21 protein-coding genes are annotated in these 21,599 nt (G+C 52.1%); 1 reads left to right on the top strand and 20 read right to left on the bottom strand.

What is annotated here, in order from left to right:
* Positions 1-45: 45 nt before the first annotated feature.
* Positions 46-1,620: a catalase gene (locus tag T458_RS47140; RefSeq protein ID WP_023558079.1), complete on the top strand. Its 1,575-nt coding sequence runs from the start codon at positions 46-48 to the stop codon at positions 1,618-1,620.
* Between the two features lie 125 nt (positions 1,621-1,745).
* Here the strand turns inward: T458_RS47140 and T458_RS47145 are convergent, their stop codons facing one another.
* The 20 genes from T458_RS47145 to T458_RS47235 form a co-directional block, all read right to left on the bottom strand.
* Positions 1,746-2,522 carry an IclR family transcriptional regulator gene (locus T458_RS47145; RefSeq protein WP_023558080.1) on the bottom strand — a complete coding sequence of 259 codons (777 nt, stop codon included), beginning with the start codon at positions 2,520-2,522 and terminating at the stop codon, positions 1,746-1,748.
* Between the two features lie 145 nt (positions 2,523-2,667).
* Positions 2,668-3,450, bottom strand: a complete 783-nt coding sequence (gene nadX / locus T458_RS47150) for an aspartate dehydrogenase (RefSeq protein WP_023558081.1) — start codon at positions 3,448-3,450, stop codon at positions 2,668-2,670.
* Positions 3,450-4,265, bottom strand: coding sequence for an alpha/beta fold hydrolase (locus T458_RS47155; RefSeq protein ID WP_023558082.1), 816 nt, complete (start codon positions 4,263-4,265; stop codon positions 3,450-3,452). The genes nadX and T458_RS47155 overlap by 1 nt, the downstream gene beginning before the upstream one ends.
* 93 nt (positions 4,266-4,358) lie before the next feature.
* Complete coding sequence (locus T458_RS47160) at positions 4,359-4,898, bottom strand: cupin domain-containing protein (protein ID WP_023558083.1); 540 nt, start codon at positions 4,896-4,898, stop codon at positions 4,359-4,361.
* A 141-nt stretch (positions 4,899-5,039) separates the two neighbouring features.
* Positions 5,040-5,789, bottom strand: coding sequence for an ABC transporter permease (locus T458_RS0129140; protein WP_023558084.1), 750 nt, complete (start codon positions 5,787-5,789; stop codon positions 5,040-5,042).
* Positions 5,790-5,795: 6 nt separating this feature from the next.
* Positions 5,796-6,557, bottom strand: coding sequence for an ABC transporter permease (locus tag T458_RS47165; protein WP_023558085.1), 762 nt, complete (start codon positions 6,555-6,557; stop codon positions 5,796-5,798).
* Positions 6,557-7,351: an ABC transporter ATP-binding protein gene (locus T458_RS47170; protein ID WP_023558086.1), complete on the bottom strand. Its 795-nt coding sequence runs from the start codon at positions 7,349-7,351 to the stop codon at positions 6,557-6,559. The genes T458_RS47165 and T458_RS47170 overlap by 1 nt, the downstream gene beginning before the upstream one ends.
* Positions 7,352-7,436: 85 nt before the next feature.
* Positions 7,437-8,480: an ABC transporter substrate-binding protein gene (locus T458_RS47175; protein ID WP_023558087.1), complete on the bottom strand. Its 1,044-nt coding sequence runs from the start codon at positions 8,478-8,480 to the stop codon at positions 7,437-7,439.
* 220 nt (positions 8,481-8,700) lie between these two features.
* On the bottom strand, positions 8,701-9,522 hold the full coding sequence (locus tag T458_RS47180) for a dienelactone hydrolase family protein (protein WP_023558088.1): 822 nt from the start codon (positions 9,520-9,522) through the stop codon (positions 8,701-8,703).
* A gap of 1 nt (position 9,523) precedes the next feature.
* On the bottom strand, positions 9,524-10,321 hold the full coding sequence (locus T458_RS47185) for an IclR family transcriptional regulator (RefSeq protein WP_023558089.1): 798 nt from the start codon (positions 10,319-10,321) through the stop codon (positions 9,524-9,526).
* Positions 10,322-10,376: 55 nt separating this feature from the next.
* Positions 10,377-11,336, bottom strand: coding sequence for a VOC family protein (locus T458_RS47190; protein WP_023558090.1), 960 nt, complete (start codon positions 11,334-11,336; stop codon positions 10,377-10,379).
* Between the two features lie 14 nt (positions 11,337-11,350).
* Complete coding sequence (locus T458_RS47195; protein WP_023558091.1) at positions 11,351-12,136, bottom strand: SDR family NAD(P)-dependent oxidoreductase; 786 nt, start codon at positions 12,134-12,136, stop codon at positions 11,351-11,353.
* Between the two features lie 20 nt (positions 12,137-12,156).
* Positions 12,157-12,666, bottom strand: coding sequence for an aromatic-ring-hydroxylating dioxygenase subunit beta (locus T458_RS47200; protein WP_023558092.1), 510 nt, complete (start codon positions 12,664-12,666; stop codon positions 12,157-12,159).
* A 22-nt stretch (positions 12,667-12,688) separates the two neighbouring features.
* Complete coding sequence (locus tag T458_RS47205) at positions 12,689-13,993, bottom strand: aromatic ring-hydroxylating dioxygenase subunit alpha (protein WP_023558093.1); 1,305 nt, start codon at positions 13,991-13,993, stop codon at positions 12,689-12,691.
* 47 nt (positions 13,994-14,040) lie between these two features.
* Entirely contained in the window at positions 14,041-15,309 is a 1,269-nt protein-coding gene (locus T458_RS47210) for an MFS transporter (RefSeq protein WP_023558094.1), read from the bottom strand.
* Between the two features lie 52 nt (positions 15,310-15,361).
* Positions 15,362-16,807 carry an aldehyde dehydrogenase family protein gene (locus T458_RS47215; protein WP_023558095.1) on the bottom strand — a complete coding sequence of 482 codons (1,446 nt, stop codon included), beginning with the start codon at positions 16,805-16,807 and terminating at the stop codon, positions 15,362-15,364.
* 15 nt (positions 16,808-16,822) lie between these two features.
* Entirely contained in the window at positions 16,823-18,508 is a 1,686-nt protein-coding gene (locus T458_RS47220) for a thiamine pyrophosphate-binding protein (protein ID WP_023558096.1), read from the bottom strand.
* Positions 18,509-18,536: 28 nt separating this feature from the next.
* A complete protein-coding gene (locus tag T458_RS47225) occupies positions 18,537-19,328 on the bottom strand; it encodes an SDR family oxidoreductase (RefSeq protein WP_023558097.1) in 792 nt (263 codons plus the stop codon).
* Positions 19,329-19,374: 46 nt separating this feature from the next.
* Entirely contained in the window at positions 19,375-20,292 is a 918-nt protein-coding gene (locus tag T458_RS47230; RefSeq protein ID WP_023558098.1) for a VOC family protein, read from the bottom strand.
* Positions 20,293-20,594: 302 nt separating this feature from the next.
* A complete protein-coding gene (locus T458_RS47235; RefSeq protein ID WP_023558099.1) occupies positions 20,595-21,599 on the bottom strand; it encodes an aspartate kinase in 1,005 nt (334 codons plus the stop codon).

Below are 21,599 nucleotides of genomic sequence, written 5' to 3' on the forward strand. Positions count from 1 at the left end.
GGTAATGGACATTCTTATCCATATAAACGCACAGGAGGAAAAGTTATGAAAGAAAATGATCACACATTAGAAAGTGAAATGACATTAACGAACCGCCAAGGTCATCCCATTTCCGATAACCAAAACATTCGCACAGTCGGAAACAGAGGGCCATCCACATTAGAAAACTACCATTTTATTGAGAAAATTTCACATTTTGATCGTGAGAAAATTCCGGAACGCATTGTTCACGCACGCGGAGCTGGCGCACATGGCTATTTTGAAGCGTATGGAAAAGTGGGAGATGAGCCGATCTCGAAATATACCAGAGCCAAATTATTTCAAGAGGCGGGGAAGAGAACCCCTGTCTTCGTACGCTTTTCCACGGTAGCTGGCGGCGGCCACTCTCCTGAAACGCTGCGTGATCCACGCGGGTTTGCCGTGAAGTTCTATACCGAAGACGGGAACTGGGATTTGGTAGGAAACAACCTGAAAATCTTCTTCATTCGTGATGCGATGAAGTTCCCGGATATGATCCACGCGTTTAAGCATGACCCTGTAAACAATCTACCCGATCCGGAAAGAATGTTTGATTTTGTTTCCCAAACACCGGAAGCGACGCATATGATCACCTTTTTATTTTCTCCGTGGGGGATTCCGGCCAATTATCGTCAAATGCAGGGCTCTGGAGTCAACACGTACAAATGGGTGAATCAGGAAGGTGAAGCGGTCCTTGTCAAATATCATTGGGAGCCCAAACAAGGAATTCGCAATCTGACCCAAAAGGAAGCCGAGCAAATTCAAGGGAAAAACTTTAATCACGCGACACAGGATCTATATGAAGCGATTGAGCGGGGGGATTATCCTGAATGGGAGCTGTTCGTCCAAATCATGAGCGATGACGAGCATCCCGAATTGGATTTTGACCCTCTGGATGATACGAAGCTGTGGCCGAACGATCAGTTCCCATGGCTGCCAGTCGGAAAAATGGTCTTGAATAAAAATCCGGAAGATTACTTTATGGAAGTGGAACAAGCTGCATTCGGCACAGGCGTCCTGGTGGATGGACTCGATTTCTCGGATGACAAAATGCTTCAGGGGCGGACCTTTTCCTATTCGGATACGCAGCGTTATCGCGTAGGCGCGAACTACCTGCAACTGCCGATCAACGCTCCGAAAAAACGGGTGGCGACGAATCAAGGCGGCGGACAAATGCAGTTTAAGCTGGATCGCGCTCCCGGCCAAAACCTCCATGTCAACTATGAGCCATCCGTGCTGGGCGGCTTGCAGGAATCACCGAAGAATGGAAAGGATCATGAACCACATTACGATGCAAATGTGGTTCGCCAAAAAATTGACCGCACCAATGATTTCAAGCAAGCCGGCGAAACGTATCGCGCCTTCGACGATGCAGAGCGCGAGGAATTGATCTCCAATTTGGTGGATGCCCTTAAAATATGCAATCCCAAAATTCAAGAGAAAATGATCGAGTACTTCACGAAAGCGGACCCGGACTACGGGAAACGTGTTTCGGAAGGGCTGGCAAAGGCGAAGGCAAGCCTCGAGCACAACAGTTCTGCCGCAGCAGACAAAGCTGTTAAGGACGCTGAAAATATGGGTCACAAGACAGACGGCTATTAGGCTGCTGAATGGACGCTCCCCCACTCAGGACAACAATTTGAAGTGGGGGATTCTTTTGCATCATAAAAAAAGACCGCTGAGCACTCTCGTGACAACGGCCTCTTCCCTCTATGAACGAATGCTATTTACCTGGCATATCCGGACAGAGCTTTCGCCGTTTCGCAAATCACGGGAACTACCTGTGATTCCAGCATGTCCGGATTCAGTACGCTAGTCGGCGCTGCTACGTTGATCGCGGCCAGAATTCCGCCATCGCGATCAAAGATCGGAACTGCTACCGAGCAAATGCCAATCTCGAATTCTTCCTTGCTGATGGCATAACCCTTTTTCCGAATCTCCTCCAGCTCCTTTTTCAGATCAAGCAGCATGGTCTTCGTCTGGGTGGTGAAGGATGGCAGATTCGTATTCTCGCTTAAAGCCTGCAATTTCTCCTCCGATAAAAAAGCGAGCAGAACTTTTCCCATCGAGGTGGCATGGGCAGGCAAGCGGGAGCCGATCATCACATTCAGCGTAGAAAAGCTGGTGCTGGTAGCCGCACGCGCGACGTAGACCACTTCATTTCCATCGAGAATGCCCATATGCGCCGAAGCCCCCGTCTGGTCGCGCAGCTTCTCCAGGTAAGGGCGCGCAAGATCGGGGAGCTGCATCGTATTCAGATAGGCAAAGCCCAGATCCATCACCTTCGGAGTCAGCTGATAACGCTTGGTGACTTCATCCTGGTAGAGGTACCCCAAATACTGCAGCGTATAAAGAAAGCGGAACGGAACCGTCCGGCTTACGCCCATCTTGGCGGCGATTTCGACCAGGCTCAATGTCGGTGTCGAGGCATCGAACATTCGTAATATTTCCAATCCTCTGATCAGGGAATTGGAGAGATAGCGGTCTTTTTCTGGTTTCGACATAAGCGCTTGTTACTCCTTTCACTAGCAAACTTGCAATAGGCGGTCTCTCCTATTGTAGTCTTTCTTGTGGTCACGTAACAAGTGCGAACTGGAAACTTTTAGGCTTAGACGGCTTCGCCCTGCTTTCGGGCGAAGCCGTCTTTCCTTATCCGATCGAAATGTATTCCGTTTTCTTCTTCAGGGAAGAGAGCACACTCAGAGCTGCGAGATAGCTTGTTTTCGGATTGCTTGGCATCGGATCATTCTCCAATTGGATGCTCATCCGGCCAAAAGCGCCAGTCGCCTCGATACAATGCGTGTTTTTCGTCGCCTGCGGATCTGCGACAATTTTGACGGTTGTTTTGTCACTGCCAAGGCCAGCCAACGACAATACAATCGCAACGTTGATATTTTTCGGGAACTTGCTGATTGCTTCCGTCGCCGTTCCTTCAAAGACTACTTCCTCTGTCTCCACCTCTCGTCCAATCAGGGAAAGCGGCGGCTTGCGGGTGGTCAGGGAGACAGACTCCAGCTGACCAGAGGCATAAGCCGAATGAATGACATCCAGGCCGCCAATCGCACCGGATGGCAGCGTGATGCGCGTTCCGTTCTGACGGCATGCCTCACGGAGATTTTGATACAGCGTCTGATCGACCAGTGCGCCTACGCTGATAATAACCAGATCTTTTCGCTTCGCGATGACCTTCTCTGCATACTCATGCACAGCTTGGACCGTCGCAGCTTCTACGACAATGTCAATGCCCGAGTCCAAAAACGCGTTCAAGTCCTGGTAACCGTCGATTCCATAGCGGCTCTCCCACTCTTCGGCTACTTCGGGACGCCGGAGCAAAACAGACTTGACCGTGCTGTTGGGCAGTGTCCGTTCGACATTGATGCTTTGCAGGAGGAAGGTCGCGATGCTTCCTCCGCCGATGATTCCGATTTTCATCAGGCTTCCCCCTTCTGTGCTGCCTGTTCGCGCTCCCGAATGAACGAGCGAACGAGCGAGTTGAATGTCTCAGGCTGTTCCATATAGACCAGATGCCCAGCCCGTGGGACCAGCTCCAGGGTAGAGCCGGCGATGCCTTGGTGCACGACTTGGGATTCCGGCACGGGCGTCACCTTGTCATCCTCGCCGCAGATCAATAGGGTAGGCATTTGAATCGATGCGAGCAACGGCGTTTGATCCGCGTTGAACAGCGAATACGCCACCGAGCGATAACCAGCCAGACGTACCTGAGACATGATCCGTTTGCCCTCTGCGACCAGCTCTGGCGCGGCGTGAGGCGAAAACATCGCGGGCGTGCGCAGTTCGGCCAGCTCTTCTGGCGGCAGGTTCTCGATATTATGGAGACGATTCTTCAGTTTTTGCTCGTTGGTATCCGGATTGACGCGACCGCCGCGGGTGCTTGCAGCCAGGATCAAGGCTTTCAGATATTGCGGATATTTGGAAGCGAACTCCATTGCCAATGTGCTGCCCATGGAGTGACCCAGCAAGTATACCTGCTCCAAGCCGAGCGAATCCAGAAAACCTTTGAGAATTTCGGCCAGCTCGCCAAAGGTGCGGAATTCCGGATCGGGATCGGAGCTTTGGCCATAGCCGGGAGTATCCCAGCCGATCACGCGAAAATCATCTTGCAGTCCAGCGTACTGTCTCGCCCAGGACTGCGAGTTATTGCCCAAGCCATGCAGAAGGACGAGAGGAATGCCCTCTCCTGCTGACCGATAGTGGATGCTGAGCGACCCTACTTGCGTCACGGACATTGCGATCACCTCATCTTGGTCTTTTGGTGCGTGAAATGAAAAGACCCGGCGGATGCCGGTCGTCTTTTCATACTGATAGGCAAGAGCCCGTCATTATTTTTGTTGTTCAGCAGCAGCCGCAGCAGCTTTGGCTTTTGCACGCTCAATGCGAAGATTTTCGAGTGCGCTGCCTGGCTCGTATGTTGGAATTTGCGGTTTTGCCGCACCCAGCATAACTGCCATGATCGCTTCTTCATCGCTGTCGTTGCGAACACCGCGGTAGTAGCCTGGAGGAGTCCAGATGCAATCGCGCTCGCCCAATTTGAGCTCATGGATGGTGTCGCCGATTTGTACGCGGGCAGTCACGCTGCCTTTGATCACGAAGAATACTTCTTCTACGTCTTCATGCAAGTGCATTGGGCCTTCGCAGCCTGCAGGCAGGTACATGTTGCTCAAAGTGAAGTGTTCAGCTTGGATCACGTTGCTATCTACGGCAGCTACCGCGCCAGTACCGATATAACGGCATTGGGCACGACGGTAGTGAGGGCTGATTTGCTCTTGGAAAGAAAGTGCGTTATAGTCCAATTTTCTTGTTTCCAGACGGGCTACATACTTTTTCTCAAACTCTTCAATGGAGATGTTTTGTTCACTCATGATTCATGCCTCCTCAAGTGTTTGTGTTTTAAATGAGAAACATTGTTTTGTATTTAAAATTATTATATGCTCATTTTCCCTGAATGTCAATATTCGAAATGGTAAGAAAACATCATTTGTATGCGTTTCCAAACCGCCCTGTTACTGCCAGAAAACGTACTTGCGCTGAATCTTCTGGATCAACAGGTTCAACAGATAGCCCACGAGCGTAATCAGGACGACACATGCCAGTACCTTTTCCTGCATCAGGGAGGCGGACATGTAGGTCAGCAGATAGCCCATGCCTGCGGTCGCGCCGATCATCTCTGTCAAAATCGCAATGATAAAGGCCATCGGCAGCGCGATCTTCAACCCGGTAAAGATAGAAGGCATCGTCGCAGGCAGCAGCACGCGCCAAAATACCTGGCTGCGATTGGCCCCCATGTTTTGCGCGGCCCACAGGTACAGCTTGCCTACGCGGGTCGAGCCGTAATAGGTATTCAGCACGATCGGGAACAGACATTCCAGGAAAATCATCGTGATCTTGGATGCGGAACCCAGCCCCAGAATGAACACCAGAATCGGATAGAGCGCCACACGCGGGATCGGAAATCCAAGCGAGAAGATCGGCTGCACCAGATCATTCAATAGCTTCGAGCGGCTCATCAACAGCCCGAGCGGAACGCCGACGACAGCAGCCAAGGCGAACCCTGCAAAAACGCGGAACAAGGTGATGGGCAGATTCTCCAACAGCATCCCGGTGGTGATCAGTTCAAAGGCAACGACAAGCACTTTGGACAAGGAAGGGAACAACCGCTCAGGCATGATTTGCAAAAAGACCACCAGCTCCCATGCCACCACGATCCAGATGAGCGATTGATATTCAATAAGAAATTTCCATCCTTTTTTCATGATGATCTACCCCCTGTTCTCCGACCACCAGAGCAATCGCGCACGGACAGCCAGCAAAATTCGATCGAATAAAAAGCCAAGCAGGGCAATGAAGAAAACGGAGACAAACATCAGGTCGGTACGCCCGGCCATGTCAGCCAAGAGGATCATGAAGCCCAGCCCAAGGCCATTGGACGATCCAATCATTTCCGAGGAGAACATCATGACGAAGGTCAGGCCCAGCGATACGCGCAGCCCGTCGAAGATCTTCGGAAGGGAAGCAGGCAGGATGACCTTCCACAGGATCTGAAACTTGCTGGCCCCCATATTCTCGGCTGCCCAGACAAATACTTGCTTGACGCCATGCACTCCGTCCTTGGTCGCAATGAAGCAAGGAAAGAAGGCGGTTAAAAAAATCAGCAGGATTCGCGTCGTATCTGAAATCCCGAACCAGACCATCAAGATCGGCAAAAGCGCAATTTTCGGAACGGGATTGAGCACGTCGACGATGGGCTGGAAAAAGATCCCGACCGGTTTGAAAAATCCGGCCGCAATCCCGAGGACAATCCCCAGCACCATGACGAGCAAAAAGCTGACCAGCGAGCGGTACAAGCTGGACGCTGCATTGGTAAACAGCTCGCCGCTGACGATCAAGGCCCACATCTCGCTGCCCACCACATACGGGCTGGAGAGATACGCGGGTATCCATTCCAGACTGGCAAGAGCCTGCCAAATGGCCAGGAGAACCACGATCTCGATCGCGGCAATCTTTTGCAGGCGTTTATCCATCACATTCCCTCCTCGTCCGATGTACCCTGTTCCTGATGAAGCAAGTCCCAAATATGATTGCGGATATCCATGAACTCCTGGGTCTTATGCACGTCGAGCGTGCGAGGACGCTGGAAGTCGATCTCGATAATCTCTTTTACCACTGCCGGACGGCCGCTGAAGACAACCACGATGTCACTCAGGAATACGGCCTCGTCGATATCATGCGTGACAAACATCACGCTCTTGTTGGATTCCTGCCAAATGCGCTGCAATTCGACCTGCATCTTCTCGCGGGTCTGGGCATCCAATGCGCCAAAAGGCTCATCCATCAACAGCACATCGGGATTAAAAGCCAGGACGCGCGCCAGGGAAATACGCTGTTTCATTCCGCCAGACAGCTCGGAAGGAAGGTTTTTGCGGAAGTCCCAGAGATTCACCAGTTTGAGATAATGCTCGACGACTTCATCGCGTTTGGACTTCTCCATCCCCTGGATTTCCAATCCCCATGCTACGTTGTCAAACACGTTTTTCCATGGGAAGAGCGCAGATTCCTGAAACATCATGCCGCGGTCGGGACCTGGCTTGTCCACTTCCTTCCCACGAATCCGAACCTTGCCGCTAGACTTGGGAATGAAACCGCCTACAATATGCAAAAAGGTACTTTTTCCGCATCCGCTCGGACCTACGATGCTGACAAACTTCCCCTCCGGAATCTTCAGGCTGATCTCCTGGATAGCAGTGACTTCCTCTTTCCCTCTGGTGTAGACCTTGCCCAATTTCTCGATCTCGATGGCCGGTGTCTTGTTTTCCATCACTGATTCTCCTTCGCTAGGTAATAGACAGGTGAACGGCCCCTATTATGAGGGAATAGGGGCCGCAATGTTTTGCGAGTATGGCTTACTTAGGCAGATAAGACATGTCGATGATGGTATTCGGATCGACTGGCTTGTCCAACCATTTTTCTGCTACCAGCATTTCCTGGATTTTGCCCCATGCTTCGATGTTTACGGTTCCGTCTACGGAGCGATTGTTATCCGTCATTTTCACGTACAGCGCTGGGTCTGCTTGTACTTTTTTCGCATCGATCAATTTTTGGCGAGCTGCTTCGCCGTTTTCCTCGTAGTACTTGACGGTGTTTGTATAGTCACTCAAGAAATCTTTGATTGCTTGTTCGTTTTTCGTTACAAAGTCAGGGTTTGCCATCATGACCAGGAAGTCTTCCTCGACGTTCACACCTGTTTTGGAATTGAACACCTCGACGAACTCGCCACTCGCATTCGCTGTTTCAAAGAATGGCTGTGGGAATACTCCGACATCGATTTTTTTCGATTTTACCGCTTCGCCCATGGAAGGAATCGGAATGACTGCGTATTTCACATCTGTATCCGGGTCCAGGCCTGCGGAGCGAACCGCTGCACGCGCCCAAAGGTCAGTCGGTGCCTTGAAGTCAGGGATCCCGATTACTTTTCCTTTCAAATCAGCCATGCTCTTGATGCCGGAATCCTTCAGCGCCATGAACTTGGTGTTGAAGCCCTTGCCAGGCGAATCCTTGACCACGGAACCGATGACTTTCAACTGGATTCCCTGGGAAGCCGCCAGCATGGTCGCCCCTTGGCCGATGGAAGCTATGTCGATCTGGTTGGCTTGATAGGCGTTCAGTCGGTCTGCATTGGCGCGGAATTGCGTAATGTTCAGGGTGTAGCTTTTTCCTTGATTAGGTGTTAAGGAAGGATCTACCTGCATAAGCCAGAAAGGTTCCTCTGAGGCAAAACCGCCGCCCAATCTAATCTCTACGGGTTGGTTTCCAGCTGATGCCGTCTGTTCAGCAGGTTTTTGCTCTCCTGCTGGTTGTGCTGGCTGGTTGGTCTGGCCCGATCCACAGGCTGCTAAACCGACTGCCAGGCTCAAGATGAACGCGATTTTACCCAAACCTTTTTTCACGATGATGCCCCCTTGTAACAATCAAAGTATTGTTTCGCATGAAAAACACCGTTTTTCATATAAACAATATGTTACAAGCTTATTCACATCCTTGTCAATATTGAAAACGATTAAAATAGTAAAAATATTCTTTGTAAATCAATCATTCACGCAAAAAGAAAAACCACCCCATATATATTGTAGAAAACTTGAAAAATGGGTGGTTTTTTCTTCCGTTTTTTTACTGTAAAACTTTATGAAAAAAGTTAATTGTCTCTTTCCAGGAATCACGGGATGCGTCCGCATGATAGCCGCCGCGTGTATCGTTCAAGAATCCGTGATGCGCTCCCTCATACACCTTGTAGGTGAAGATTTTGTTTGCCTGCTTCATGGCATCTTCAAATGCGGGCACCAGCGAAGTGATTTTCGGATCCAGCTCTCCGAAAAATCCCTGGATCGGGCATTGGATGGCTTCTACCTGCTCCTGGGTCACCGGCATGCGGCCGTAGTAATTCACTGCTCCCGCAAGCTTGGGCTCGGCTGCGGCCAGCATGATGGACAATGCTCCGCCCATGCAAAAGCCGATCGAGGCGACTTTCTCGCCCTTGCTCCACTCATAGTCAGCCAGGAATCCTGGCACGGCTTTGAGGCTTTCCAGCAATTCCGGCAATTTGTTCAAGTAGGCAAACAGATCGGTAAAAGTAGCGCGCAGCATCTCACGCAGTTCTTCGGGCTGTTTTTCCAGTGCCGCTTCGCGCGCGACCGGGTCATGCCAGGACGGAGGTGCCAACGTATCCAGAAAAGTCTTGATCTGCTCGATGCGCTCCTCTGTCAAGCTCTCGGGGCGTTTTCCCTCTACAGCGTACAGATCGGGAGCCACTGCGAGATACCCCGCCTTGGCAAAACGCTCTGTCAAATCGAGGATATGCGCATCCGTCCCCCACAGCTCCTGGATCACCAGGATGACGGGCAAGGGAGCTTTGGCCCGCTCGGGACGAGCTGTATAGAGCCGATGCGTCGTTCCATTTTGCGAAAACGTGATCCATTCTGTCTTCAGTGACATCCTATCCCCTCCTTTTGACTGGCGTGTATCCATAAAAAGCGGAAAGTTCGTCTGCTGCCTCCAATATAGCGGGCAGGACGAAGCTGGTCACATAGTCGAGCGGCAGGATGGATTCGGGAGCAGCCACACTGATCGCAGCGACGAGTTCGCCGCTTTCATGAAAGATGGGAGCTGCCACGGAGCGAACCCCCGCCTCAAACTCTCCGCTGCTGATGGAGTAGCCTTGCGCGCGGACCGCTTCCAGCTCTTTCAGCAAAGAGGCAATCATCGTTTTCGTGTCTTTTGTATACGAATGCAGATCCGAGATGAGCAGCAGCTCCTGCCATTGCTCCTTGGGCTGGAAGGCCAGCAGGGTTTTTCCGATGGCGGTCGCATGTGCAGGCAAACGAGAGCCGACTGCAACAGCGAATCGGGTTATGCCCCTGGCCGTTTCACAAGCGACGTACACGACAGACGTCTCATCGAGAATCCCGATATGCGCGGAACCGCCTGTCTCGTTGCGCAGGCGCTCCAGATAGGGCCGGGCTACCTCTGTGATCTGCAAGGTGTTCAGATAGGAGAAACCAAGTTCCAGAACTTTCGGTGTCAATTCATAGCGCTTGGTGCTTTCATTTTGTCTGATGTACCCCATATGCTGCAGGGTAAACAACAGACGAAACGGGGTGGTTCTGCTCACACCCAGTTGATTGGCGATTTCGACTAAGGAAAGAGTAGGCTGTTCGGGTCGGAACAGCCTCAGGATTTCCAGTCCCCTCATCAGGGAACTGGAACTGTATCGTTCTTTTTCTTCTTTTGCCACCGCTTTGCCCTCTCTCTCATGGAATGGGGGGGAGCATGCCGGTATAACGCATTTCTTATCCTTCAAAACGCTCCAAAAGTTCAATAATCACGTGATAGTCCGATACGGTATCCATGTACGCGTATTTGCCATTGCCTGTGAAGAAGTAGCCTTTTTGGATCAGCGGATACCCCATTGCTTCCAGCTCTGCTACCTTTTCATCCAGATTTTTTACCAGAAATGCGATATGATGGACGCCCTCTCCCTTGGTGTCGAGATGCTCTCTCCACGTGCTCGGCGAATCGCCTGGTTCGATCAGCTCGATCTCGATCAACGGCGTTTTGATGAACAGGAAACGGCATTTTGCTTCTGTCGGCTGACCGCGATAGACGACGCGTGTCACTTCCGGCTTGCCTTCTTTCAGCACGTTCGGCTTCTCAACGCCAAGCAAAGAGCAGTATGCGTCTGCTGCGGCATCCAGATCGTGGACGACTATCGCAATTTGCACGACTGTATCACTGCCTAGCAGAGGTTTGATGTCTTCTGCCTTGGCCTTCACCGGCGGGATCGCCTGCGGCTCGTCACGCTCCAGCAGCTCGACCATGGTTTTGCATTTCGGGACGGTGTCCACGTAGGCATAGCGTCCCTTGCTGGAGGTGAATTCACCTGTCTGCACGGTTCCGTATCCGGCTTCGTTCAGGATCGCCAATTGCTTTTTCATATCTTCTGTATCGACCGCCATATGGTGAATGCCCTCGCCTTTTGTGTCGAGGAATTCGCGCATGGTGCTTGGCTCTAGATCGGGCTCGATCAGCTCGATCTGGACAGAAGGCGTATCCATGAAGATCAGCTTGTTTCTTGCTTCTGTAGGCTGGCCGTTGAAGACGATTTTGGAGATGGAGCTGTCTCCGGTCAAAAACCAGTTCGGCTTGGGTACGCCCAACAGCTTTCCGAAGGACTCAGCCGCTTTCTCAATATCATGAACGACAAAACAGATCTGGTTCAGCTTGCTCGTTCCCAAAAGTGCGTTACTCAAGGTCCAGTCCTCCTCTAGCTCAAGCCGCGAACCACAAGTCCTCCGTCGCTGGAGATGACCTCTCCGGTGATCGCTCGCGCCTTGTCTGATGCGAGCAGCAGGTAGGCCCCGACGTGATCCTCCGAGGCCATCACGATCTTCAGCGGGTTGCGCGTCTTAATGCTTTTCGCTTTGGTTTCGTTGTCTACTATATTGACGAACGGGCGCAACGGCGCAATGACGGAGAGTGCCGTCAGTGTGCCTCCCGGAGCTACGGCATTGACGCGGACGTCAGGTGCCAGCTCAAAGGCAAGCTGGCGCAGCAGGCCAAGCTGGGCGTGCTTGCTGGCTGTATACCAGACCCCTCCTCCATCCGGGTAGAAGCTGGCGCCGGACAAGGTGAAAATGATGTTTCCCCTCGTCCGTTTCAGTTCTTCCACTGCTGCTTTGGCGGCAAAGAAGCTGCCTTTTACATTGATGGAGAACAAGATGTCATACGCCTCTGACATTGCTTCCGGGGTGACATTGACGAACTTGGCAAAAGCATCGAACACCCCTGCATTGGAGATGAGGACATCCAGCTTTCCGAACGCTTCGACTGCCGTCTCTACCGCTCGCTGATGATCCTCATAGATCGTCACGTCCCCTGTGATCGTGCGCACTTTTTCACCGAATTGCTGTTCCAGCTCTTTTAATCCTTCTGCCGAACGGTCCAATACAGTGACAAAAGCGCCTTCCTTCACAAATTCCTCTACGACCGCTCTACCGATCCCGGAGGCCCCGCCTGTGATATATACGGATTTTCCCGATAGCTCTGCCATTTTTGTACCCTCCCTAACCGCTATACAAAGATAGCCAGGTTGCGTGTGTTGATGGTCGTCTGGTCGATCAGGAAGAATCGCTTGGACAGCTTCCACTCGCCGTCTACATAGGTGAATTCATCCGTTCTTTCCCCCGAAACAATGTCGTGGAAAATATCGGTGGAGCGGCTGCGGTACAGCATCAAATAGCTTTTTACCACCGCTTTTTCATTGGCTTTGAATTCCATCACGCGCACATTGTTTACGTTGCGGCGGGTACGCGAAGGCGGCATTTCCGCCCAGGCGTATTCGGTTTTCAGACGCTCTACACGCAGCTTCAGCAGCTCGTAATCGTCGTTGAAGGCAAACATGTCGGTCGCATAGTCAGGGCGTTCCATCCCTTCCTTGTTTACGCGCACCGGCATGACGTACTTGAGATCCTTGTGCATCAGGGCAAACCAGCCGTCGAAGTCGATCTCGTCCAAGAGACTCGCCTCGCGGTACAGCCATTGCTGAAATTCATGTGTTGCCAGCATCATTTCCATGCTCATCGTGTCCATCCTCCTCCACAAATTACGAGTTCATCAGGTCGAGCCAGTACCGGTAGAAGTTGCGGGAGCCAGCTTCGGAGAATTTGTCCGGATAAGCTACACCTGGACCCGGGAAGTCTTTCACGGGCTCGCGATGCATGCCCATCGTGTAGTTGTAGGTCAGTTGCTTGGTGTATGGCATTGTGCCGCTGGCAGCAGCTGTAATATCGGTAAATACCTCTGTGTCATCCTGTTCAAAGATCCCCGATGGACTGAATGTCAGGATGTACGCTTCACGAGAACGCTCTTTCCAGTCCTCTGTCGCGCCTTTTTCTACCAGGAACCAGGTCATGACTTCCATCTTGTCCGGTCCGACTGGCTTCCACAGGCGCATCGTGGTATTGGAGATCAATTGGTCTTTGATTTTGGTATGGGAAACCAGGATCGACAGGTTCGGGAAAACGGTACCAATCAGATTTTTCAGATTGGACATCATCTCGAATTGAGCGGCCGACAGATTCGCCTTGTACTCGTCGATCAGGTTTTCCGGGAACGCGAAGTCCGGGTTCGGCATTCCGATGTTGCAGCCATGGCCGTTGTTGGTATGAACCTGATAGCCGCGCTTGGAATAGGTTGCGCTTGGCACCATGCCCAATGCTGCGATCGATCCATGCGTCACCATGGTGTGGTAGGAGTCGCTGACGAAGTTGTCAGAACCGATTTTCCAGTTCGAGTGAACGATAAATTTCTGCGGAGGTCCTACGACTTCCATTTCGGTGCGGCCGAACACCATGTCCAGATACCATTTGTAGTCGCCAAGGAAGTCTTCCAGCGGCTGCGGATTGTCGTTCCAGGTACCGAAGATCAAGCCTTTGTAGGTGGCGATGGTGACCTTGTTCAGGCTCATTTTGGATTTGTCCATTTTGTCGCCGTAGATGTCGTTTTGCAGCGGCACCCCGATCAGTTCGCCGGTATTTTTGAAGTTGAAGCCATGGTACGGACAGGTGAAGTTGGCCTTGTTCCCTTTGTCCGCACGGCAGAGCTTCATTCCACGGTGTGTGCACATGTTGTAGAAAGCGCGGAGTTCTCCGTCCGAAGAGCGAGTGATAATGACGGAATAGCCCGCCAGATCACGAGTCAGATAGTCGTTTTTCTGGGAAAGCTCGGACTCATGGCCCAAGAGAATCCAGGTTTTCATAAAGATTTTTTCATGCTCCAATTTATAAATGGTAGGGTCCGCCAGGATATAGGCAGGAATGACGCCTTCCTCCGGCCGTACCGTTTCATTCAGGTATTGAAGGGTCTCTTCACGGGTCATTTCGTCAAGAAGCACTTCTGGCTTACTCATTCGTGATCACTCCGTTTCTAGCATTTTGATCTTTCTGTATCTTCCATTTACAGTGATGCTTTCTTATACAGGAGCACTTCTGCCCCTTCTTTCTTCAGGGTGGTGATATACGCCAGGAAACCGATGATCGCGACTACGATCAGCATGATGATGGATGTGCCGAAGTCGCCGCCTGCCGCATCACGCAGCCAGCCCATGATGTAGCTGGAAAAACCGCCGAGAATATTCGTGAAGCCCATCAAGCCTGCTGCGCGGCCTGCTGTCTCAGGAGTGGAGAATTTGACGATAAACAGATTGCTCAATTGGAACACGCCGCCCTGCGTCCCCATCGCCAGCCCCAGACATACACCCGCCAGAACCGGGTTCGATGCATTGGAGGCAATGGTCAGGAAGATCGCACAAAGCGCGAACAAGATAGTGGCCAGCAGAGAAGGTCGCTGTGTTTTGTCCGCCAGATAACCGCAAATCAGAACGAAGATCAAGGCGAACAGCCAGGACAAGGAAGTGATTCCAGCCATCTCTTCGATCGCGAATCCTTTCCCTTGTGTCAGGTAGGTCGGCAGCCAGATACTGATCCCGAAGAACAGGAAGGAGGATGCGAGCATTCCGATCCAAACCATCCAGTAGCGGAAGTCTTGCGCAAAGTTTTGACGGTCTTCCGCTTTGCTCACGACGTCTTCCTGACGGATGAAAGCCAATTCTTCCTTGCTCATTTTCGGATGTTCTTCCGGTGTTTCACGAGTCAAATACAGGAACATCGGGATGTTGATCAGCAGGTTGAACGCTGCCAGCAAGAAAAAGGCGCTATGCCAGGTAAAGTTGGCAATAATGGCAGTCAAGGCAAGTGCCCCGATCGCTGGTCCCAGATAGTTGCCTGAAATCCAGGAGGATTGGGCACGGCCAATCTCCTTGCGATTAAACCAGTTCGCAATAAATTTGCCGGATACCGGGATCATGATCCCTTCGCCGATCCCCAGAATAATCCGGGAGACTAAAAACGTTTCATAAGAGGTTGCCAAGCCCGCCATAATCATCGTAATTCCCCAGATGACCAAGCCGAGGATCGCTGTCTTGCGGGCGCCGAGCTTATCGATGACGATGCCCCAAAACAGGTTGGACAATGCATACGCGACTGTGAAGATAAAGGTCAGAAAGCCAATCTTTGCGTTCTTGTCATCGCCAGTCAGGCCCATGTCTGCCAAAAATGCTGGATCCGTCTGGATAACAGAGATGCCAAGCTTGTCAATTTGCCCAAAGAACCAGAAGAAGAAAATTGGGATTGAAATATAAACCCATCGCATGTTTTTGCTTAGCATAATCTGCGCCTCCTGATGTAAGATGCACTAGTTGAGTGTGGGCGTAAAGCTGTTAATTGGCAAATCCGTATTTGTCTGCAAACAAATCAATGCTGCACCATTCGGTTTCGCGGCTCAGTCCACTCTCTTTCAGGCCTGGGAAGTCATAATGCAAGTCTTGGAAAATCGTATGGTTGTTAAAGAACACAGCTCCCGCTTCCAGGCGGTCGGCAATTCCTTCAGCCTTTTCCTGATCGGCTGTCCAGACGGAAGCGCGCAATCCGAATTCGGTGTCATTCGCCATCGCAATGGCTTCATCCAGATCGGAGAATTTCAATACAGGAATGATCGGCCCGAACTGTTCTGCGCGAACCAGCTCGCTGTCTTGTGTTACACCAGTGGCAATCGAAGGGAGCATGAAGTAGCCTTTGTCCCAGGATTCTTCATCCAGCTTGATTCCAAGTGTTTCGACATGAGCGCCTTCACTCTTGGTGCGCTCGATCAAGCCTTTTACATAATCGTACTGGGCTTTGTTGTTGATCGGACCCATCATGGCATCCGGCTGAATGCCGTTGCCGACGATCATGCGTTGGAATTCCTTGGTCAGCTTCTCGAGGAACTCGTCATAGCGGGATTCATGCACGTACACGCGCTTGATCGCGGAGCATACCTGACCGGCTGCTCGGAGGATTCCCATGCGAATGCGCTGCATCGCTGTTTCGTCCAGCACGGCATCTTCGAGTATGAGCGCCGGGTCATTTCCGCCCAGCTCCATGTACAGCTTTTTCACAGTACCCGAAGACATTTTCATGATTTGTTTACCGGTCTCAGTGCTGCCTGTAAAAGCAATCGTGCGGACGCGTGGATCATGACAGAGCACGTCTCCCACCAAAGCACCCGAGCCTGTGACGATATTGATGACGCCTGGAGGCAACTGTGCGGCTACTACCTTGAGCGTCTCGAGGACAGTCAAAGGGCAATCGGTCGCCGGTTTGACTACGACGCTGTTTCCTGCCAGTACAGCTGGAATGACGCGTTTGTAGGTCAGAATCATCGGCGAGTTCCAAGGAGAGATGACGGCTGTCACACCGCGCGGACGGCGACGGATTTGCACCATTTGTCCGCCTGGCAGCGTTTCTGTTTTCCAAAATTTAACAAGCGCGTCTGCGCCTTTGCTCATGATTTCCACACAGCGCATGATGTCTTTTTTGGCTTCGACTAGCGGTTTTCCGTTTTCACGGACGAAGAGCGGCACCGTGGACTCGATGATTTCCGCCAACTTTTCGGAAGCTGCTTTGACCAGCTCCGCTCTTTTCTCTACCGGTGTGCTCGCCCATGCCGGAAATGCCCGCTCAGCCGCATCGACCGCTTGATTTACCTCTTCTCTTGTACAAAGAGCCACCTGTCCAACCACTTCTGAAATGTTGGCGGGGGTGGTCACATCTGTGACCTTCCCCCCCTTGATCCACTCGCCATTGATCAGAAATTGGCCGGAAATGCTTGGATATGAGTTCGTCATGTTTGTTCGGCCTCCTTACAGTTTTTTCGGCTTAAAGGCGTCTGCCGCTCCTGGAGGGCCGCCAAACGGTTTGGCCATCGGACCTACGGCATTCATATCGACTACGATCATGGTTGGTTTTCTGCGCGCTACGGCTGCTTCCAGCTCATTGACCAGTTCTTCGGGAGAACCGACGCGGTTGGATTCGTACCCCATCGATTTTGCCAGCATGACGAAGTCCGGGCTGACCAGATCGACAGCTACCTGACGTCCGTAAGCTGCATCCTGAATGTTGCGCAGTACACCGTAGCCTGCATCGTCAAACAAGAGAACGATCAGCGGCAGATTTTCCTGTACCGCTACAGGCATTTCACCCACGTTCAGCATGTACCCGCCGTCTCCTGCCATCAGGACGACTACGCGGTCCTGTTGTCCCATCTGGGCACCGAGAGCAGTCGGCAAGCCTTGTCCGATACCGCCGCCGGAAGCGTGGATGGAAGTGCGAGGTTCATAGATTTCAAACAAGCGGCTGCCCCACACGTTGGCAGGAACCGTCACGTCACGCACGAGGATGGCGTCTTTTGGCAGCACTCTGCGCATGCCGTCGACGATCGCTTCGTATGGTCCCAGCGTTTCGCGCAGGATCGCGCGCACTTTTTCACGAACGGATTTCACTTCTTCTACATAAGCCGCCTCAGGAGCAACGCTTTTTGCCTGGAGTGCTTCGTTCAAAGCAGCCAGGATCGGCTTCGCTTCGCCCAAGAGGCCATGTGTCACTTCATAGTTGCGGTTGAACGCACTCAGGTCAGCGTCGATGCTGATGTGCGCCTCTGGTGCAGTCACTTTCCAGTTGACCGTCTCATTGCCGCGGAAACGAACCCCGACACTTACCAGCAGATCCGCATTTTTCAACAGCTCTTTTACAGCTTCATAAGCCGCGAAGTGACCGATGCATTGCGGATGATCCTCTGGAATCGAGCCTTTGCCGGACTGGCTGGTAATCACGGCGGCGCCGGTCAACTCAGCCAGCTTGGTCAGCTCTTTGGAAGCGCCTGCAGAAATGACGCCTCCGCCCGCCCAGATCACCGGACGACGGGAGTTTGCCAGCTGATCGACAACCTCTGCCGGAATCACAGGTGCTGCTTGTGTCGCACAGGCGACTTGCACCGATTCGATCTTGCTTTGCGGGATGATCGCGGATTGGAAATCAATCGGGATTTCCAGCGATACGGGACCTGCTGGAGCCGTCGTCGCTGTGACGATCGCTTGACGGACCACGGAAGCAGCTTGCTCTGGCTTGCGCAGGCGGTACGCTTCCTTACAGCAGCCCTTCATCATGGAGAGCTGGTCTTTGCATTCGTGAATGTAGCCACGGCCTGTTCCCAGGTATTTCGAGCCGACTTCACCTGTCAGGTGCAAGACAGGGGTTCCTGCTGCCCAGGCTTCGACCAGTGAACCGGCTGCATTCGCAGCGCCGCTTCCTGTACTGGTAATGACGACCCCCAGCTTGCCTGTCGATCTCGCGTAACCATCCGCCATATTGGCTGCACCGCTCTCGCCACGGGAGCAGACGATGCGGATGCTCCCCTCGCGAAGCAATGCGTCGTAAATCGGCATATTGTGAATGCTGACGACACCAAAAACGACTTCGACCCCGGCGCGTACAAGCTCGGCTACAACCGCGTCCGCTGTTGTGTATTCCATTTGTCCATTCGTAGTCATGATGTACCCCTTTCAGACTTTTTCGTTATTAAAGCGCTTTCCCCAAAGCTCCGGCTACTTCAATCGTAGATCCCGATACGTAGCTGGCTTGTGCAGAAGCCAGGAAAAGGATCGCACTCGCCACTTCTTCGGGTTGGCCGACTCTGCCCATGGGGATATTGCGTTTTTTCGCCAAGTCGTTGTAATACTCTGCCGGATCCATCTCAGGCGCATTCTTCAAACGTCTGCGCTCCCATTGATCGGTCGCGATCAAGCCGAGACTTACAGAGTTTACCGTGATGTTGTGGGGAGCCAGCTCCTGGGAAAGAGTCTTGCTCAGGTTCAGCAGCCCTGCACGAGTCGCAGCAGTCGCGACCATATGCCGCTCCGGTTCTTTCGCCAGCGTCGCATTGATATTGATGATGCGGCCGCCGCCCTGCTTGAGCAGATGCGGATAAGCGGCGCGTACTGCGTGAATGATCGCGAAGTACTTCAGATCAATTTGCTGTCTCCATTGCTCATCCGTGATGTCAAAGAAATAGCCCATCACGCTTTGGCCCGCTGCGTTGACCAGAATATCGACAGCGCCGAAGTGTTCAGCAGTGCCGTCGATAAAGCTGTGCACGTCTTCTTTGCTAGTCACATCACAGGTTTTCGCAAAAACCTGATCGGCAGAAGCGAACTGCTCCAGATGCTTGCAAGCGTTTTCCATTCTCTGTTGATCGCGCCCGCAAATCGCGACGCGGGCGCCTTCCTGCAGGAACATCTCTGCCGTTTTCAAACCGACGCCGGAGGTTCCGCCCATGACAATCGCCACTTTATTTTTCAGACCCAAGTCCATCTTTTTTCAACACTCCTTCTTCAGCGCTGGCTGGTTGTCGTCGATGCTAGTCTTTTTTCACCAGTTTGGTCGCCCAGCCTTCGTCCGGATCGCCTTTCATGGATGCACGGGCTCCTGGCGGCGGCGGACCTGCAATACCCCATTGGTCCATCAAATGCGGCACGCGTTTCCAAACCAATGCTTGCCACTTGTCATCGTCCTCTACCGTAGTCAGGTAGCAGGTGTACTCCATGACGTATCCTGCTGGATCGCGGAAGTAGCAGAAAATGTTGTTGCCTGGGCCGTGACGTCCTGGTCCCCACATCGGTTCGACATCTGCTTTGCGGACATTGGCGATTCCGCGCATCACTTCGTCGACGCTCTCTACCTCATAGGCGATGTGATTCACAGATGCATGTTCGTCCTGGTTAAATGCAAGCGAATGGTGGTTCTTGTTGCAGCGCAGGAAGACCATTTGATGCTCGCTCCAGTCCGTAACCTTGAAGCCCAGTACTTTTGTATAAAAATCCGTAATCATGTCGATGTCTTTGGTATTCATGACGACATGGTTCAATTTGATCGGATCGACGTTTTTCTTGCTCCAGTCCTTGGTGTGAATCTCTACCCAACAACTCAGCTCGATGCATCTGCCTTCCGGATCGAGAAAGCGAAGCCCGTATCCTGCTCCCGCTTCGTCCAGATAGCCTGGTTCTTGAATGACGGGAATGCCCAATTCCTTCAGTTTTTCCGCAGCCGAATCGACAGCATGCTTGTCGACGACACCGAACGCGATATGGTGCAAGCCTCTTTTTTCCCCTCTTTGCAGATGCAAAATGTGGTTCTCTGAGCCAGCGCCACGGAAGTACACATTATTCTCGTCCTCTTGGAGCTTATCGAGTCCCCATATTTTTTCGTAAAAATCTGCCTGTTCTTGCAACACCGGCGTAAATAAGCTGATGTGGCGCAGATGGGTAATGCCCAACATAGGAAATCACCTCTTGTGGAATAGTGTTTGGAGCAAGAAAAACGTATGTGTTTTAAATATAAAACGATGTTTCCGAATATGACTAAAAAAAAGAGGCTCTTACAACCTGTTGCTATGCCTAAGATGCTTTGCCCTTCCTTCTCTCTCCCATAAACACGCGCATCGTTTCATATACAAAACAAAGTTTATTTTTATGTCTTTATTTTAGTTTTTTCGCGACTATGGTGTCAATACTAAAGATTTAGATAATTTCACACTTATATGCAACCCCCTATGCCTGATAGACATAGGGGGCGCTTTTGCTAAGGAGTTACCGCTTTTGTTTGGATTATTTTTTCATCCAGACCGAGCGCTGTATGTACCACACGCAGTACATTTTTCAACGCAGATGGATGGACGTGAGTGTAAAGACAGCCTTCTTCATTCTTTTTCCAAGAATTGGCGTGAGGCAGCCGTCTTAACACAGGCAACAGCTCCCAGGTCGAAAGCGGTGACTCACCCGCGATGGCAACCCGGTATCCGCCCAGTTCTTCCCTGTGCGCCAGGGCAAGGCGCGGCCGATCAGACCCTGTCGAAGGCTCACCTCCCACCCTGGTTCCTTCCTCGGTGGAAAAGCTGGAGCGAACGACCAAAGGCACTTGATGCTTCCTGGCATGTTCCACGCAGCGCGCATGCAGGACGGCTGCTCCCATGCGGGATAGCAACAACATCTGCTCGGCGGAAATCCAGGAGAACTTCTGTGCAGCTGGGACCAATCGCGGGTCTGCTGTATAGACGCCATCCACATCCGTCAAAATCTCGCAAAGCTCTGCTTGCAGGGCAGCCGCCAACGCCACAGCACTGGTATCGGAGCCTCCCCGTCCCAACGTGGTAATCTCTCCTTGCTCCGATATCCCTTGGTAACCCGCCACGATCACGACCTTCCCTGCATCCAGATGCTTGTGGATCGGCGAGGGATCGACCGATTGAATCCGTGCATCCGTATGTTTGGCCTGTGTCGTGATTCCTGCCTGCCAGCCTGTCAGCGACACCGCCTCGCAGCCTTTTTGACGCAGGGCCATCGCCAAAAGGGCAATCGATACCTGCTCTCCCGTGCTTGCGAGCATATCCCATTCCCGGTCAGCGGGCTTCTCGGCGATTTGTTCTGCCAGTTCCTTCAATTTATTTGTTGTATTTCCCATTGCGGACAAGACGACCACCAAGCGCTGATGCGTCTGCCTGGCGAGAATGATCCGATCGGCCACCTTGCGTATCCGGTCTACAGATGCAACAGACGTGCCTCCATATTTCTGTACAACAAGCGCCAT

The sequence above is a fragment of the Brevibacillus panacihumi W25 genome (genome assembly GCF_000503775.1).
GTDB classification, from domain to species: Bacteria; Bacillota; Bacilli; order Brevibacillales; family Brevibacillaceae; genus Brevibacillus; species Brevibacillus panacihumi_A.